Genomic DNA, 16531 nt, shown 5'->3' with positions numbered 1-16531 from the left:
TATAGATTTGCGGTTATTGCTGATTTCCGTACGCAAATCTTTTCTTTGAATGAATCATAGCATTTCCATTTCGATTGCTCCAGTATATAATAACTATAAGTGCTATAGGTTTTACTTATAGAGGAAGTTCAAAAAGTCATCATTTGATCACGAAGTCATTCAAGAAGCATTATCGACATCGAATCTTGCGTTCACCTTCGAAGTCCGGTACTCATTTAGGTTTCGCCTAAACTCCGTTCCTCCTTAAAGTTTTTCGAAGAAAAACTCGCTACGGAAGCATGGCTTCAGGTTCTCGCAATCTTAGCATATGCTTCCGAGGTAAGTTTTCTTCGAAAACTTTCAGGTGCTGAAATGCCGACTTTTTGAACACGTAATTATTTGTCTCAAATAGGAGGTTCACCCCATAATGGAATTACGTCAATTACAATATGCCATTCAAATCGCCGCAGAGCGAAATTTCTCCCGGGCTGCCGAGAAGCTTCATATCGCACAGCCTTCCCTTAGTCAACAGCTCTCGAAGCTCGAGAAGGAAATCGGTGTCCTCTTATTTCAAAGGAACACCAACTCCGTCGAGCTAACGCATGCCGGTGCAGCGTTTATCAATCAAGCACAGAAAATTATCGATGCCGTCGATCAATTGAAGCAAGAAATGGCGGATATCTCCAATATACGAACAGGAAAAGTTGTCGTTGGAAGCATGCCGATCACGGGTTCTCATATTTTGCCGCATGTACTGCCCGTCTTTCAGGAGAAATATCCCGATATCGAAATGGTTCTTGTCGAGGATACATCCGCAGATTTGGAGAAATTGACGGCCAACGGTCAGACCGACTTCTCTCTGCTATCCTTGCCTCTCCAAGAGCCGTCTTTGGCATACGAGCCTGTTATTGAGGAAAAAATCGATCTGGCCGTGCCGCCGAACCACATCCTTGCTGCTCTCTCCAATTGCAATCCGGAACGGCTCATCCGCATCGAAGATCTGAAGGACGAGCCATTCATCATCCTGAAGAAAGGGCAAGGCTTCCGTCAGATTACGATTGAATTATGCCAAGCGGCCGGATTTACACCGCGTATCGTCTTTGAGAGCAGCAATATGGAGACGGTACAGTCGCTGGTCGCCGCCGGCATGGGCATTGCATTCGTCCCTCACTTCATCGCACGTGCGCGCCGTAGTGAGTTCATCCCAACCTATCTGCCACTGGAAGATCCGTCGCCCAAACGAACGCTCGTTATTGCCTATCGGAGGGGACGTTATCTTTCCAAAGCCGCCGAAGCATTCATTGAAGTGTTCAAGACGACCATTCAACAACAATTTCAATCTTCATAAGATAGACCTGAACCTACATCAAACAACGTCTGACCGCTTTGATCAGGAATTCGAACGGGTAGCTTACCCGTCGGCATATTCAATCCGAGCAATGTACGAACACCTGCGGGTAGATTCGCCGTTGCACGATCCCCGTAGACAGCGACGAATGCAGGAATATCAGGGATATATCGAATATCATAAGGCGCGCCGACTGCGAGGACGGCCGCTTTTTGCTTTGCTTTTCGAAGCTGATTCCATACCTTGCGCACCGCATCTCGCTGCTTCTTATCCGTGTTCAGATTCCTTGTTACAAGGAGGATCGAATCCGATGCTCCGATCTGCTGCTGCTGTGCGGCTGTTAATCCGCTTGTGATAGGAAGGGTTACAATTTTCTTGAATCGTGCCTGTCCTTCCTTCGCAATAATCGCACTAAACTGTCGCTGCATTTCTGGCAGTAAAGCCGATGGACCTAGAATGTACAATGTGGTGTTTGTATTGATTGTGAAAGGCAAGAGATGATCTTGATTCTTGAGCAGTGTCGCAGCATGCTCCGCAATCGCAAGCTCTGTCTGTCTTGCTTCTTGGTCTTGCATCGCTTTTTGAGCTAAGCGGAATTGATCAACATAGGAGGCTGGCTTATGGGCTTCTAGCAAGCCGTACTTTTGTTTCAATTTCAAGATTCGCGCCACACTGGCATTGATACGATCCTCTGTAATGACACCCTGCTTTACCGCGTCTGTTAGCCACTTGACGGAGGCATCAGGATTCGGTGGCATCAATAACAAATCAACCCCAGCCTGAACCGCCTGCAATATGGCCTCCTTTTCACCGAAATTCGATGAGATGGCTTGCATCTCTAAGGAATCAGTTACGATTACGCCTTCAAAACCAAGCTCTTCTCGAAGAATCTTGGTTAGAAACGTATGCGATAATGTCGCAGGAATGTGAACTTTTGCACCGTCTTTTTTCGATATAACCGTCTTCTTCTCAATCTTTGGGAATGTAATATGCGCCGTCATCATCATATCTACACCTTGATTCATTGCCTCACGAAATGGAACAAGCTCTACTTGGTCTAGACGATTTCGATCATATGGAATGGACGGCAGTCCAAGATGGGAATCCATCGAAGTATCGCCATGCCCTGGGAAATGCTTCACGACGGAAGGCATCCCCACCTCTCGCAAACCTTTCACCATAGCAATCCCCATCTCGGCAACTTCTTCAGGCTCCGAGCCGAACGATCGAATGCCAATGACCGGGTTGTCGGGATTATTATTTATATCTAATGAAGGTGCGAAGTTGAGATTAAACCCGAACGACTCGATCTGCTCCCCGATCAATTTACCCGTCTGCTCCGCGTAGTCCGCATTCCCTGTTGCTCCTAGCGCCATATTGCCGGCAAATCGCGGCAGCCATGGGAGACGTGTCACGACACCGCCTTCCTGATCAATGGCAACCCAGATCGGCACTTTCGTCGAAGCGGATTTCAAATCCGTGATCAGCTTTACGGTCTGTTCAGCTGATTTCAGATTGCGTTGGAACAAGATCACCCCGGCATATTGCTGCTTCCTAAGTTGGGATCCCACCGCCTGATCGGCTTCGCGTTCTAACGTGTCTAGATCGACGATCATCATTTGAGCAGCTTTTTGAGCAAGCGTCATGGACGTAAGCTGGGCTTGGATTTCAAGATCCGCGGGATCTGGTGATGGTTCAGTATGAGATGGCTCCTCAGATTTCGTCTCTGAAGGGTTGCCTGAATGACCTGAGTTATTTATATTTGTTGCCTGTTGTGCTGACGTCTGACCGAATATCCACGCGGGCTTTTGTACATAAACCATAGCCGAGATGACGACAATAAGACAGACACTCGCGATGATAAGCATTATTTTTCGCAATTTCCCCACATCCTTCGACAAGATTTAACGATATGAATTTATTTAAAACGGAATATATGCTATAATTTCCTTTTAGCCCTTTTTTCTAGGAGGTACTCGTACTCGTGATTCATAAAGTTGGAAGAAATGACCCTTGCCATTGCGGCAGCGGTAAGAAGTACAAAAAATGTTGTATGAACAAGAGTGAAGAGCAAAGTCAGGATACGAAGATTATTATCCCTGTCGCGCATAAGAATGCACAAAGCGTTCAAGCTCTTGTGGAAGAATGGTTCGCAGAATCTCCTTCCTACCACACGGTCGCAGAGCAAATTGTCGAGCATATGCAAGTCAGCTACAGCTGGGATCAAATTACAGAAGCACTTCATATCTGGCACGCTTATGCAACCCAGACGTCTCCGACGATTCGGAAAGCAGAAACGTTAACCGCGGCGATCGAATATTATGTAGCCCAGACGCATGGTCTTGAGCAAGTGACTCAATCCAGTCTTGGCACGAAATATAGTATATCCCCAGGAACCGTGTCCCAACGCGTTCAGCAAATTCGCGAATATATGAATGAGCATCCGTGCTATGATCCGTTAGATCAACGCATTCCACAACTTCGACATATGCTAACGGAATCCAAAATGCATCATATCGAAAAGCTTCTTGCAGAGCAGAAATTCGCTTCGATTGATGAAGCCAAAGACTATATGCTACAGCTTATCAATCAAGGGAAGATAACTCAAGGCATGAAGACGGAAACTGTTGCTGAGGAAGCACAAGAATTGCTCTACGAAGCTTGGGAAGAGCCTTCACCTGTTCGTCGTACGGAGCTTGCGAAGCAGGCGCTCGAGCTCGATGCGAATAGTTGCGATGCATACAACATTCTTGCAGAGAGCGCTGTGACAACACCTGAGGAAGCTATCGGATATTATGAAGAAGGAATGCGCGTTGGCGTTAGTGCACTAGGCGCATCATTTATTGAACAGAACAAGGGACAAGCATGGGGCAGTGTTCGAATTCGCCCATACCTTCGTTCCAAAGCAGGATTCGCTCGCAAGTGCATGGAGCTTGGACGTATGAAAGAAGCAATTCTGCATAACGAAGAAATTATCAGACTTGATCCAACAGATCATCTGCATGTGCATAATCCTTTAATTACAGCTTTTATCGAAATGAATCAATTGAAATCCGCAACACATCTCATTGAGACCTACGCTTCGGACAAATCGGTTGCGTTCGTCTATAATCGTGTACTCGTCGAATATTTAGCGAATGGCATTACACCGCAGCTTACTGCGCTGTGGACTGAGGCAGTTCAAGCTCATCCAATCGTATCTGAATATTTACTGCAATCGAAGAAAATGCCTGCCTTCAAAAATGAAATGGTACAATATGTGCAATCACATATGCACCTCTGGCAGCAGCATGATGCGCTTAACGCTTGGGTTAAGCAACAATGATAAAGATAAAGCTGCAATCCGCGAGCGGATTGCAGCTTTTTTGGTGTGGAACAATACGATTCTAATAATGCTGCGGCCTGCGGTCTTCGAACACAGGAATTCTGCCACGTACTTCATCAACTAAGGACAAATTAATCGTCGCTGTAAGGATCTCTTCATGACCTTGCCCTTCCACTAATACCTCGCCCCACGGATCGATGATCATCGAATGACCGAAAAACTCCGTTGTACCACTCGTACCGACACGATTGCAGGATACAACGTACATTTGATTCTCAATGGCACGCGCTGTAAGTAAGGTACGCCAATGATGCAGACGCGGGTTAGGCCACTCAGCAGGCACGAACAATATTTTCACACCTGATAAAGCTAATTTCCGTGCTAGTTCCGGGAATCGAATATCATAACAAATCATCATCCCAGCCTGCACGCCTTCAGCTTCGAACGTGCCGATATGATTACCCTCCGCTAGATACTTCTCTTCATCCATCAAACGGAACAAATGAATTTTGGAGTAATCCGCCACCACTTCGCCAGCGCGGTCAAAAACATAGATCGTGTTGTAAATCTGATCACCACGACGTTCTGCGATGGAACCCGCGATCACATGCACTTCATGCTCCTTACAGAATGAAGAAATTAACGCCTTGGTACGTTCCCCATGGACATCCGCAAGCTCATGAATTTGCTCAAGGGCATACCCTGTATTCCACATTTCAGGTAATAGAATGCAATCCGGCTTCACATCTGTCTGAACTGCTTGTTGTAATAGCTGCTCCACCTTCTTATAATTCTCATCTGGCTGCCCAATCGCAACATCCATTTGCAGAACGGACAACTTCCATTTTTGCTCGCTCATTGATCTCGTCCTTCCCTTAGTTCCATACGAACTCCTTATAAAAAATGCCAATATGCTTTGTAATAATCATAACGTGTGATGGTTCACTGTCAAGATGGGTACTATAGAACCGAAGCTTGTAAACCTGACTAAAGGAGACTATGTAATGATACGAAATCCGTGGTACAAATCATTAGCTCTATGCTTCTTATTGATGGCGTTAGGCATGGGGATGTTCATGCCTCCATCCTACGCTGCCGCAACGATCGCTCAGCCCAATGAGTTACAGCCCGTCCAGCAGTTCGAGTTGAAATCAGAGAAAATTATCAAGGTTGTTCCGAACAATGACGCCTTTCAGAAGGAAGCACTGTCTTGGCTGAATTCCGCAACAGGATTATCGACTCAGCTCAGCTTGGATGACAAATGCGGATCCATTTACAAAGTGCCGCTGAAGGAAGAAATCACCAAAGAGTTCAAAGGACTTACGTTTGTTGTGAGCGAAATATTCTTGATCTATTGCCCAACCAAAGATCCGCTTATCCTCGTCTTTAATAAAGAACGCAAACCTTTCTTGCTCACGTTCAGTGCAGATGTGAAGCCGTTCATTACCATGGTCGATAAAGCCCAGTAATGCCGCGTCTCACGCTTGTCCCTCACTCTATACACCTTAGGTAAATCGTGCTAAATTAGGTGTATTGTACATCTCGAAGGATATGGAGTGAAGTAAGACATGTTAACGACAGAGAAAAGCGAGCAACCGGATAGACGCGATAACGCAGCATCGGTCCACATTGAACCCGCGAAGCGAATGCAAGGACTGCCCGCTCAGTTCTTCGCGAATCTCGTGAAACGCGCGAATGCGAAAGCAGCAGAAGGCCATGATGTCATTAATTTAGGACAAGGAAATCCTGATCAGCCTACACCTACCCACATTGTATCGGCCTTGCAGGAAGCTGCTGCAAATCCGATGTATCATAAATACCCGCCATTTAGCGGATACAGCTTCTTGAAGGAAGCCATAGCAACAAGATACCGTGAAGATTACGGTGTCGAGCTCGACCCGGAGACGGAGGTTGCCATTCTATTCGGCGGCAAAACAGGCCTTGTCGAGATCAGTCAAATTCTTCTCAATCCCGGTGATGTGTGTCTCGTTCCTGATCCGGGATACCCTGATTATTGGTCCGGTGTTGCACTAGCAGGTGCTGAAATGGTATTCATGCCGCTCGTTGCGCAAAATCAATTTCTTCCGGATTTCAGTGCAATCCCTGCAGAATCGCTGGAAAAAGCCAAATTGATGTTTTTAAATTATCCGAACAATCCTACCGGAGCCATCGCAGATGAAGCATTCTATACGAAGACCATCGAATTCGCTCGCCAGCACAATATCGTTGTAGCGAGTGATTTCGCCTATGGCGCGATCGGTTTCGACGGCAAAAAACCTAAGAGCTTCCTAGAATTACCGGGTTCCAAGGAAGTCGGCGTCGAATTCTATACACTATCCAAAACGTATAATATGGCAGGATGGCGCGTTGGCTTTGCACTTGGCAATTCGGAAGTCATCAAGCTAATTAATCTCATGCAGGACCATTATTATGTGAGTCTCTTCGGTGGCATTCAAGCGGCCGCAGCGACGGCCCTTATTGCTCCTCAGACTTGTGTGGAAGAGCTTGTCGCAACGTATGAAAACCGTCGGAATGCACTTTACGATGCGCTAGATCGTATTGGCTGGAGAGCCGTGCGTACGCCTGCATCCTTCTTCTGCTGGCTGCCGGTTCCTGAAGGATTTACATCTAGTTCATTCGCTGACCTGCTGCTCGAACAAGCGCATGTCGTCGTCGCACCTGGCATTGGTTTCGGTGAACATGGCGAAGGTTATGTCCGCGTTGGTCTTTTGGCATCAGAATCTCGACTTGAAGAAGCGGTGGAACGGATCGGTCGACTTGGCCTTTTTTAGCGCCGAATTCGTCCCTTTACAAACCTCAATTTTCCATGTATCCTATTAGGAAATGAAGATCTAAACGTATTGACAGGACCAGTATGAAAGAGACGTGACGATAAGAGAGCAAGCTTCATCGGCTGTAAGAGCTTGCCGCCCACGCTTTCAGAACCCTATCCTCGAACGGTCGGCTGAAAAGCTGAACAGTGCCTTCTGTTACAAGGCGTTCAAGTTGGATGAGCAATTCATCAATTAAGGTGGTACCGCGGAAGCAGAAGCTTTCGTCCTTTAGGTTTAAAGGACGAAGGCTTTTTTTGTCACCACATAGGAAAGTTTATTAAAGCGTTGAAGCGTATAATGACTTTCCTATTGGCGATAAAAACCACCTGCTTCCGAAGCGAGTTTTGCAAGCAAAACTTGTAGGTCGCTCATCTTTGAATCGACCTCGGTAGAGGTTTTTCTCATATGCAATGATTTTCAAATGAATAAGGATGTGATGAAATGCAGCGTATTGTAGTGAAGATTGGCAGCAGCTCCCTCACCTCTGACGAGGGTGGCCTGAATCGCTCAAAAGTCGACTTCTTCGCCAGCGAGCTAGCAGCGCTCCATGCTTCAGGTGCTCAGGTCTTACTCGTTACCTCAGGTGCCGTGGCCGCAGGGTTTCGACAAATCGGATATACAACACGGCCCAAGTTGCTGCATGAGAAGCAAGCTGCTGCCGCTGTCGGGCAAGCACTGCTAATGCGTGCATACCAGGAAGCATTTGGTGCGCAGCAGATCGGTGCAGCTCAAATTCTACTAACCCGATCGGACTTTAGTAATCGGCAACGTATCCAGAATGCTCAAATGACGGTTGAAGAGTTATTGAAGCAAGGGATCATCCCGATCATTAATGAGAATGACACCGTCTCCGTGGATGAGCTGAAGTTCGGCGACAACGATACATTATCAGCCTTGGTTGCGAACCTCGTTCGAGCAACAGGACTCATAATCATTACGGATACAGATGGTCTATATACCGCTGACCCTCGAAACAACCCCGATGCAGTGCGCATCGAGCGTGTTCAAGAGATCAACGAGGATATTATCGCAGGTGCCGGTGGCTCTGGATCTCTCGTAGGTACGGGCGGCATGCGCTCCAAGGTTGAAGCAGCGCGTATCGCGATGCGTGGCGGTGTGCCGGCATTTGTAGGTCGTGTTCTTGAGCCGGGTGACCTCGATATGGCTTCGCAGGGACACGGACGTGGAACGTATTTCGATACAAAGCTCCATTCGCTCTCCACGAAGAAACAGTGGCTAGGCTTCCATTCCACACCGAGCGGAAGAGTCTGTGTAGATGCAGGCGCCGAACAAGCCCTGTTAGCTGGAGGCAAAAGCCTGCTCCCCGTGGGTGTGCGAGAAGTGGATGGCGACTTTCATGCGGGTGATGTGATCGAAGTATATAATCTCCATAGCCAATTGGTGGGGCGCGGGGTCGTCAATTATTCAGCCGACCAAATGCGGAACGTCGCAGGGCTGAGCACCGATGAAGTACAGAAACGTATCGAGGTTCCTCGCATTGAAGTGATCCACCGAGATGAATGGATTTCATTGAAATGAACTAGGATAAACCATTAGGGAGGCTGAAAAATATGAGTGAAGTTCGGGAGAAATCGTCGTTAGCGAAAGGAACGCTAGTTACACTTAATCGTTTGACTGCAGCGGAGAAAAATGATGCTTTGATGAAAATGGCAGACGCACTAGTCGAGAAGCAGCATTCGATTATTGCAGCGAACCAAGAAGATTTAGAGCGTGGTCGTGCGAATGGGACCAGCTCTTCGCTACTTGACCGACTCGCATTGAATGAATCCCGAATTGCGGGGATGGCGGAAGGGTTACGTCAAATTGTAGAACTGCCGGATCCCATCGGTGATGAACTCGAGCATATCGAGAGACCCAATGGACTGAAGATTGAGAAAATTCGAGTTCCGCTTGGCGTGATCGGGATCATCTACGAAGCGCGTCCCAATGTAACGGTCGATGCAGCAGGCCTCTGTCTTAAGACGGGAAATGCCGTCGTTCTGCGCGGTGGTTCATCTGCGATCAGCTCCAACAAACGCATCGTCGAGGTGTTGCAGCAAGCTCTTGCGAATTCAGCCATCCCAGTAGCAGCCCTTCAATTGATTGAAGATACAAATCGCGCATCCGTTGATGAAATGCTGAAGCTGAACGGACTGCTTGATGTCGTCATTCCTCGCGGCGGCGCCTCCTTGATTCAAAATGTTGTCCAGAACGCGACCGTTCCTGTGATCGAGACTGGCGCAGGTATCTGCCATACGTATCTAGACGCAACGGCGAAGCTTGATATGGCCGCGCCGATTGTGATCAACGCAAAAGTCCAACGTCCTTCCGTCTGTAACTCGATGGAAACCCTACTCGTTCATGAAGATTTCGCTGGAGCTCATTTGGGTACGATCGCTGATCAATTGCGCAGCAACAATGTTGAATTACGTGGCTGTGAGCGTACAGCGCGTTATATCCAGCTCGATCAGAACGCTACAGCGCAAGACTATGCGACCGAATATAACGATTATATTTTGAACATTAAAGTAGTGAACGATCTCGACGAAGCATTGGAGCATATTCGTCAATTTGGAACCATGCATTCCGAATGTATCGTGACGGAGAATGCAGCACATGCAGAACGTTTCTTGCAAGAAGTTGATGCTGCTGCGGTCTACCATAATGCTTCCACACGATTCACGGATGGTTACGAATTCGGCTTCGGTGCCGAGATCGGCATTAGTACCCAGAAACTACATGCGCGCGGTCCGATGGGCCTCCCTGCGTTGACGTCGACGAAATATCGGATTTACGGCACGGGCCAGATCCGACAATAATATCAAGTTATGTTGTAATCGAAACTACTATTTTGAGAAGAATCAGGTGAAGTAGCTATGAAATCATCCATCGCAGGACAGCAAATCTGCTTCTATGGTGCAGGTTCGATTGCGGAAGCAATCGTTCGAGGCTTACTCGATAAAAATATCGCTGCCCCAGAGCAAATGACGCTGCTCAATCGGCAGAACCAAGCACGTCTTCATGAGCTTGAAGCGCGTTATCACGTGCAGACGACGAATGAACCCGCGGCAAAAGAGCAAGCTCTACGCGAAGCATCGATCATCGTACTAGCTATGAAACCTAAAGATGCAGCCGAGGCGTTAATGGAGATACGCCCACTCGTAAATCCGCAACAGCTTATCATTTCGGTCATTGCTGGATTATCGATCGGAACCATGCAGGAGCTGCTCGAGTCTCACAATCCAATCGTGCGTACGATGCCGAATACGTCAAGTACGATTGGGCTTGGAGCAACGGGCATGTGCTTCTCAGCAAGCGTGAATGCGATCCAACAACAGATCGCGTTAAATATGTTCGAAGCCATCGGCGTCGTCAGCATTGTTGAGGAGAAGCAGATGGATATCGTGACGGGTGTTTCTGGCAGCGGTCCTGCTTACGTCTATTATCTCATCGAATCGATGATCGAAGCCGGAATACAAGGCGGACTCTCGACCGAACAAGCTAGAAATTTAACCATACAAACGCTGATTGGCGCTGCACATATGGTACAATCAACAGGTGAAGACCCAGCTGAACTCAGACGAAAAGTGACTTCCCCGGGAGGAACTACGCAGGCAGCTATTGAAACACTACAGTCGTTCCATTTCACCGAAGCATTAATATCTGCCATACACCGCGCTGCGGATCGTGCAGGTGAGATGGGCGCTCTGATCGGGAGGAAATAAGGAAATGAGACACACATGCATCGCTACCTACCGCTGCTATGACGATAAAGCAGATTTCCATAAGAAAGCTGTATCCATCGCAGTCGGATTAACGGTCGGAAGCTGGACAGAGCTGCCTGAAGCGAAGAAAAAGGAAATGGAGCGTCATTTGGGGCAAGTGGTCCAAGTGACAGAACATCCTGCAATGGAAAGTAACGAGCGATATGCGGATATCCAAATTGCTTATCCTGACGTCAACTTCAGTCGCGATATCCCTGCGTTATTGGTTACCGTATTCGGCAAGCTGTCGATGGACGGCAAGATCAAATTGATGGATTTGGATCTCTCAGAAGATTTCTTGTCCGCTTTCCCAGGTCCGAAATTCGGGATCGAAGGTATTCGCAGCCTACTCGGCGTTCATGACCGTCCTCTGCTCATGAGCATCTTCAAATCCGTGATCGGCCATGATCTCGATGGCTTACGGGAGCAGTTCTATCAGCAGGCGCTTGGCGGTGTCGATCTCATCAAAGATGACGAGATTCTATTCGAGAACCCTCTAACGCCAATTGAGCGGCGCGTGCAAGTCTGTATGGACGCAGCGAAGCAAGCTGAACAACAGACAGGCAAGAAATTGCTCTATGCTGTAAATTTAACGGGGCCCACTTCGAAGCTCGCGGTTCAAGCGCGCAAAGCCATTGATGCAGGCGCAAATGCGCTATTATTCAATGTGTTGTCCTATGGGTTCGACGTCCTGCATGAGTTAAGTTCGGATTCGTCGATTAACATTCCCATCGCCGCGCATCCAGCGCTGGCTGGAGCATTCTATCCATCTCAGCATTACGGGATTGCCGCTCCACTCTTACTCGGTAAGCTGATGCGTATCGCCGGAGCCGATCTATCCCTCTTCCCTTCACCGTATGGCTCTGTCGTCATGCCAAAAGAAGAGAATATGGGCATTCGAGATGCGCTGCGAAGTGATAAGTTATCACTCCGCACAACAATGCCTGTACCCTCCGCGGGCATTCACCCGGGACTTGTCCCCCTAATTCTGCGTGATTTCGGACGTGAAGTGGTGGTCAATGCTGGTGGTGGCGTTCACGGTCATCCACAAGGAGCTGCAGCTGGCGGACGCGCCTTCAATCAAGCGATTGATGCGACATTGCAGGGCATTTCGTTGCAAGAGTATGCCGTAACCCATCCTGAACTCCATGCTGCGATTGACATCTGGGGGGTTAGATCATGATACAGAACGGATCCAAGCAACCTATCGTCTTCTGTGATTTCGACGGTACAATAACAATCAATGATAATATCGTTGCGATCATCCAACATTTCGATCCACCCGGTTGGAAATCCATTGTGGACGATGTCATCGCGGAGCGTAAATCGGTTCGCGTCGGCGTCGGCGAGATGTTCCGATTGCTGCCCACTTCACAACGTGAAGAAATTACCCGCTTCGCCATCGACCAAGTTCAAATCCGTCCTGGCTTCGCTGAATTTCTTACGTTCTGCAAGGAGCAGCAAATCGAATTCTATGTCACAAGCGGTGGAATTGACTTCTTCATCTATCCGATCTTGGAGCGCTTCGATATTCCAAAGGAACGCATCTTCTGCAATACCAGTGATTTCTCCGGCTCGCATATCGAAATTCTATGGCCTAATGCTTGTGATGATGTTTGCGACAATGATTGCGGCATGTGCAAGACGAAGATTATTCGTTCCTACTCCAATAGCGAGTATGATCGATATATTATTGGCGATAGCATTACCGATTTTGCTGGAGCAAAATTGGTTGAACATGTCTACTCCCGCTCTCACCTCACGACGAAATGTGAGCAGCTTGGGTTAGCACATGTACCTTATAACGATTTCTTTGACATTATCCGTCATATGGAAGCGATGAAAGTTGGTGCAGCATCATCATGACATTTGCAAAGATCCCATTAGAACAGAAGCAGCGCGCCTTGCATGAGCTGCGTGAGATTAAGACCCAGTTCGCAGCAAGAAATTGGTTCCCTGGCACAAGCGGCAACTTATCCATTCGTGTCGGTGAGCATACACCGGATGATTTCCATTTTGCGATTACCGCGAGCGGCAAAGATAAATCCGTGAATACGCCGGAAGACTTCTTATTCGTGGATGCTGAAGGCAAACCTGCTGAAGCCACTAGCCTTAAGCCAAGCGCTGAGACACTCATTCATTGTGAAATCTATCGAATGACAGGCTGCGGTGCGATTTTCCACGTACACACGGTATTCAATAACTTGGTCTCGGAGTTGTTCCATGAACGCGGATCCATCCCTGTGAAAGGCGTTGAATTGATCAAAGCCTTCAATATCTGGACAGAAGATGCGGAGATTGAGATTCCAATTGTGCCGAATTTCGCGCATATTCCAAGCATTGTCCCTCATGTGACAGAGAAGCTCAATCCACAAATTCCTGGTATCATCTTACGTAATCACGGCATCTACGCCTGGGGTGCCAATGCATTCGAAGCGAAACGTCACCTCGAAGCGTTCGAATTCCTATTCGAATACGTCTACCGCTCAGAGCTACTTAAGCGTTAAGAAGACCAAATCCATAACAGCACAAATAGGAGGGGGCGATCAGCCCTCTTCTATTTTCTCTTCAATCCTCAAAATCAAATCCCTAGCCTTCCAACCTTCCATGCACCGGGTAATTTCATTCCATATCGCTCACACTATACCGACGATGAATTGGCTGATCGAGACCCTCCAATTCATCCATCGAAACACCATCCATGTTCATGAGATTGCTATATATTCGACATGCTTTTGATGAAAAGTAAAGCACGTTTTTCACTTGCCGAATGTTATGATGAGAATGATTTCGTGACAATCATCACACATAACACAAGGCTAGGAGGAGCAATCATGTGGAAGCCCGATCGTTACAACAGCCTTCCTATCTATCAACAAATTGCCGATGAAATCGAACGAAGAATATCTTACGGGGAGTTCCCACCAGGCAGCCTGCTTCCTTCCGAACGCAAATTAGCCGAGCAATTGGGAGTGAACCGAAGCACGGTTATTCTTGCTTATGCGGAGCTTCGTGCCCTCGGAATCATCGAGAGTCGTACGGGTAGCGGTACGAGGGTTAGTAAATATAAATGGAAAGCAACGCCAAAGCATACCCCGAACTGGCATCGGTATGTGGAAGGCGGCAATTTTTTGCCTAATTTACCTTTCTTGCGCCGCATCCGGGAAGCACTTCAACAGGACAACTCATTGATTGATTTTGCTAGTGGCGAGTTGGGAGCAGATATTTCACCCGTTACAGAAATCAATATGCTCATGGCTGAGAACCACCATACCGAATATCTCGGATATAACAACCCGCAAGGCTTCATTCCCCTGCGAGAAGCACTCGTCAGTTATCTAAGTCGATATCGGGGTATTCAGACGGCAGAATCTTCCATCCTCATTACATCCGGATCCCAGCAATCCTTGTATTTGATCACACAATGTCTGCTCACCCCAGGGGATGCCGTTGCGATTGAAGATCCATCATATAACTATTCGTTACCGATGTTCCAATCGGCAGGTCTTCGGTTGTTCCGACTTCCTGTAGATCAACATGGAGCCCGGCCTGAAGATGTTCGTGCGCTCTATAAGAAGCATCGGATTAAAATGGTGTTCCTAAATCCGAACTTTCAGAATCCCACAGGTGTTCGACTGGCTCAAGAACGTAAAATCGAACTGCTCAATGTAGCAAGTGAACTCGGACTGCCCGTCGTAGAGGATGATCCGTTCAGCTTGACAGCCTATGACGGCGTGCCCCCGATGCCGCTTAAATCGATGGACACCGTCGGTTCCGTACTGTACATTGGCTCGTTCTCCAAAATCGCAGCTTCCGGGTTACGCGTGGGATGGATGGTTGCTCCGCATTCGGTTGTTGAGCGGCTCGCCGATGCTAGGCAGCAGATGGATTACGGACTCAGTGTTGTTCCTCAGAAGGTTGCTGCGCAGTTCTTGAATTCTCCGTTATTCCAGCCCCATCTGGAACGATTGCGGATGAATCTCATGTATAAGCGGGATTTATTAATCGAAGCACTTCAGAAGGAGCTGCCAGACCTTGTCCAATTCTCTATTCCTCAAGGGGGCTTACATCTGTGGTGCAAAATCATCCCCAAAGTGAATGATCATCGATTGTTGGAGGAAGCCATTCGACAAGGTATCATCTTCGTACCCGGCAGCGTCTACGGATCCGATTCAGGGTATGTTCGGTTCACTTATGCAAGACCACATACGGAAGATATTGTGCAAGGAATATCCAAGTTTGCTGCGGCACTTCGCAGTGTTCTTGGCTAAATGAAAAAGGTGAATGAGAGCTTGTCGCTAAGTACAAGTGCTTCATTCACCTTTTTTATTCTTGTTTATGTTACTCTTGCAGCGCTTTGATGTCTTTCATAATCTGATCGAAAGGCGTATCTGTCATCCCATCGTATTTGGCAACGACCATACCTGCTTGATCGACCAAATAGAACGATGTACCGTGTATGACTTGATCCGATGCCATATCTTTGGCGATGGTCGCTCGAAATGATTTAAGAACAAATGTCTTAATCGATTCAAAATCATAGCCCGTCAATGCATGCCAATTCGAGAAATCGGCATTAAATTTCGATAGATAGTTTTTCAGTGCAACAGGATCATCCCGCTCCGGATCAACGGAGAAAGAGATCAACTCCGCCTCTACGCCTTCAGCCTTTAATCGCTTTTGCAATTCTGACATGTTTGCCGTCATCGTCGGACACACCGTTGAACAATAGGTAAACACAAAGTCTGCAACCCAAACCTTGCCTTCTAAATCAGCCAAAGCGACCGATTTTTCGTCCTGATTGATGAATTCAAAGGGTTGAACCTGCATATTCAGCTGTTTGGACTTGCCATTGCCGCACGCGGCAATAACGAGAATCATCAGACCAAATATCACGCCCAAGGCTGCTTTTTTCACCTTTATCCCCCCTTGCAGCTATTTATTTTTCGAGAGCCATTGGGTAAGCGCATCAATTTCCTCGTTGCTTAACGATTTTTGGAACGCCGGCATGCCTTTTGCGCCATCATGTATGATCGTGTACAGCTGCTCTTGTGACAATTTGGAGCCAATCTCCTGTAAACTCGGTCCAATTCTCCCGCTTAGGTCGGCAGCGTGGCAGGATAGACATGACTTTTTGTACAACGCTACGGCATTCGCATCTTCAGGAGCTGTTGTTCCAACATCCATCCCCTGCGAATTGGTACCTTGTCCGCACGCAGGAAGAACGAGTAAAGTCAACAAAATAAGAGATATTGTCATTTTTGCCTTCATTCCGATTCCT

Annotated in this window: 15 protein-coding genes and 1 other annotated feature; of the genes, 11 read left to right on the top strand and 4 right to left on the bottom strand. The window is 47.6% G+C overall.

Annotated elements, in window-relative coordinates; translation table 11 throughout:
* Positions 1 to 406: 406 nt before the first annotated feature.
* Positions 407 to 1327, top strand: coding sequence for a LysR family transcriptional regulator (locus C558_RS0106240; RefSeq protein WP_018755389.1), 921 nt, complete (start codon positions 407 to 409; stop codon positions 1325 to 1327).
* On the opposite strand, the gene C558_RS30505 is transcribed toward C558_RS0106240, so the two are convergent.
* Positions 1315 to 3207, bottom strand: coding sequence for a glycoside hydrolase family 3 protein (locus C558_RS30505; protein ID WP_018755388.1), 1893 nt, complete (start codon positions 3205 to 3207; stop codon positions 1315 to 1317). The two genes, C558_RS0106240 and C558_RS30505, sit on opposite strands and share 13 nt — an antisense overlap.
* 104 nt (positions 3208 to 3311) lie before the next feature.
* Here C558_RS30505 and C558_RS33625 point away from each other — a divergent pair, with 104 nt between their 5' ends.
* The gene (locus C558_RS33625) at positions 3312 to 4652 is read left to right on the top strand and encodes an SEC-C metal-binding domain-containing protein (RefSeq protein ID WP_018755387.1); all 1341 of its coding nucleotides are present in this window, start codon (positions 3312 to 3314) and stop codon (positions 4650 to 4652) included.
* A gap of 61 nt (positions 4653 to 4713) precedes the next feature.
* On the opposite strand, the gene C558_RS0106225 is transcribed toward C558_RS33625, so the two are convergent.
* The gene (locus C558_RS0106225; RefSeq protein WP_018755386.1) at positions 4714 to 5511 is read right to left on the bottom strand and encodes a carbon-nitrogen family hydrolase; all 798 of its coding nucleotides are present in this window, start codon (positions 5509 to 5511) and stop codon (positions 4714 to 4716) included.
* Positions 5512 to 5656: 145 nt separating this feature from the next.
* Here C558_RS0106225 and C558_RS0106220 point away from each other — a divergent pair, with 145 nt between their 5' ends.
* The 9 genes from C558_RS0106220 to pdxR all read left to right on the top strand — a co-directional run bounded on the left by C558_RS0106220 (position 5657) and on the right by pdxR (position 15521).
* Positions 5657 to 6121: a hypothetical protein gene (locus C558_RS0106220; RefSeq protein WP_018755385.1), complete on the top strand. Its 465-nt coding sequence runs from the start codon at positions 5657 to 5659 to the stop codon at positions 6119 to 6121.
* 99 nt (positions 6122 to 6220) lie between these two features.
* Positions 6221 to 7444, top strand: a complete 1224-nt coding sequence (locus C558_RS0106215; protein WP_018755384.1) for a pyridoxal phosphate-dependent aminotransferase — start codon at positions 6221 to 6223, stop codon at positions 7442 to 7444.
* A 60-nt stretch (positions 7445 to 7504) separates the two neighbouring features.
* Positions 7505 to 7718, top strand: a binding site (T-box leader).
* A gap of 209 nt (positions 7719 to 7927) precedes the next feature.
* Positions 7928 to 9025 carry a glutamate 5-kinase gene (gene proB, locus C558_RS0106210; protein WP_018755383.1) on the top strand — a complete coding sequence of 366 codons (1098 nt, stop codon included), beginning with the start codon at positions 7928 to 7930 and terminating at the stop codon, positions 9023 to 9025.
* A gap of 32 nt (positions 9026 to 9057) precedes the next feature.
* On the top strand, positions 9058 to 10305 hold the full coding sequence (locus tag C558_RS0106205) for a glutamate-5-semialdehyde dehydrogenase (protein ID WP_018755382.1): 1248 nt from the start codon (positions 9058 to 9060) through the stop codon (positions 10303 to 10305).
* Between the two features lie 57 nt (positions 10306 to 10362).
* A complete protein-coding gene (gene proC, locus C558_RS0106200) occupies positions 10363 to 11211 on the top strand; it encodes a pyrroline-5-carboxylate reductase (protein WP_018755381.1) in 849 nt (282 codons plus the stop codon).
* 4 nt (positions 11212 to 11215) lie between these two features.
* The gene (locus C558_RS0106195; RefSeq protein ID WP_018755380.1) at positions 11216 to 12433 is read left to right on the top strand and encodes a 2,3-diketo-5-methylthiopentyl-1-phosphate enolase; all 1218 of its coding nucleotides are present in this window, start codon (positions 11216 to 11218) and stop codon (positions 12431 to 12433) included.
* The gene (locus C558_RS0106190) at positions 12430 to 13116 is read left to right on the top strand and encodes a 2-hydroxy-3-keto-5-methylthiopentenyl-1-phosphate phosphatase (protein ID WP_018755379.1); all 687 of its coding nucleotides are present in this window, start codon (positions 12430 to 12432) and stop codon (positions 13114 to 13116) included. Before C558_RS0106195 ends, C558_RS0106190 begins: the two co-directional genes overlap by 4 nt.
* Positions 13113 to 13757, top strand: coding sequence for a methylthioribulose 1-phosphate dehydratase (locus tag C558_RS0106185; protein ID WP_018755378.1), 645 nt, complete (start codon positions 13113 to 13115; stop codon positions 13755 to 13757). Before C558_RS0106190 ends, C558_RS0106185 begins: the two co-directional genes overlap by 4 nt.
* Before the next feature lie 327 nt (positions 13758 to 14084).
* The gene (pdxR, locus tag C558_RS0106180; protein WP_018755377.1) at positions 14085 to 15521 is read left to right on the top strand and encodes a MocR-like pyridoxine biosynthesis transcription factor PdxR; all 1437 of its coding nucleotides are present in this window, start codon (positions 14085 to 14087) and stop codon (positions 15519 to 15521) included.
* Between the two features lie 70 nt (positions 15522 to 15591).
* On the opposite strand, the gene C558_RS0106175 is transcribed toward pdxR, so the two are convergent.
* Complete coding sequence (locus C558_RS0106175) at positions 15592 to 16167, bottom strand: SCO family protein (protein ID WP_018755376.1); 576 nt, start codon at positions 16165 to 16167, stop codon at positions 15592 to 15594.
* Positions 16168 to 16185: 18 nt separating this feature from the next.
* On the bottom strand, positions 16186 to 16521 hold the full coding sequence (locus C558_RS0106170; protein WP_018755375.1) for a c-type cytochrome: 336 nt from the start codon (positions 16519 to 16521) through the stop codon (positions 16186 to 16188).
* Positions 16522 to 16531 lie beyond the last annotated feature (10 nt).

It is taken from the genome of Paenibacillus terrigena DSM 21567 (assembly GCF_000374845.1).
Classification (GTDB): Bacteria; Bacillota; Bacilli; order Paenibacillales; family Paenibacillaceae; genus Paenibacillus_K; species Paenibacillus_K terrigena.
The sequence above is the reverse complement of the archived record's forward strand: the minus strand, read 5'-3'. Positions and strand labels throughout refer to the sequence as shown.

Coding starts and splice junctions, on each gene's coding strand:
- C558_RS0106190 (WP_018755379.1), top strand. CDS start 12,430: ATGATACAGAACGGATCCAAGCAACCTATCGTCTTCTGTGATTTCGAC.
- C558_RS0106225 (WP_018755386.1), bottom strand. CDS start 5,511: ATGAGCGAGCAAAAATGGAAGTTGTCCGTTCTGCAAATGGATGTTGCG.
- proC (WP_018755381.1), top strand. CDS start 10,363: ATGAAATCATCCATCGCAGGACAGCAAATCTGCTTCTATGGTGCAGGT.
- pdxR (WP_018755377.1), top strand. CDS start 14,085: ATGTGGAAGCCCGATCGTTACAACAGCCTTCCTATCTATCAACAAATT.
- C558_RS0106220 (WP_018755385.1), top strand. CDS start 5,657: ATGATACGAAATCCGTGGTACAAATCATTAGCTCTATGCTTCTTATTG.
- C558_RS0106170 (WP_018755375.1), bottom strand. CDS start 16,521: ATGAAGGCAAAAATGACAATATCTCTTATTTTGTTGACTTTACTCGTT.
- C558_RS0106195 (WP_018755380.1), top strand. CDS start 11,216: ATGAGACACACATGCATCGCTACCTACCGCTGCTATGACGATAAAGCA.
- C558_RS0106215 (WP_018755384.1), top strand. CDS start 6,221: ATGTTAACGACAGAGAAAAGCGAGCAACCGGATAGACGCGATAACGCA.
- C558_RS0106205 (WP_018755382.1), top strand. CDS start 9,058: ATGAGTGAAGTTCGGGAGAAATCGTCGTTAGCGAAAGGAACGCTAGTT.
- C558_RS0106240 (WP_018755389.1), top strand. CDS start 407: ATGGAATTACGTCAATTACAATATGCCATTCAAATCGCCGCAGAGCGA.
- C558_RS0106185 (WP_018755378.1), top strand. CDS start 13,113: ATGACATTTGCAAAGATCCCATTAGAACAGAAGCAGCGCGCCTTGCAT.
- proB (WP_018755383.1), top strand. CDS start 7,928: ATGCAGCGTATTGTAGTGAAGATTGGCAGCAGCTCCCTCACCTCTGAC.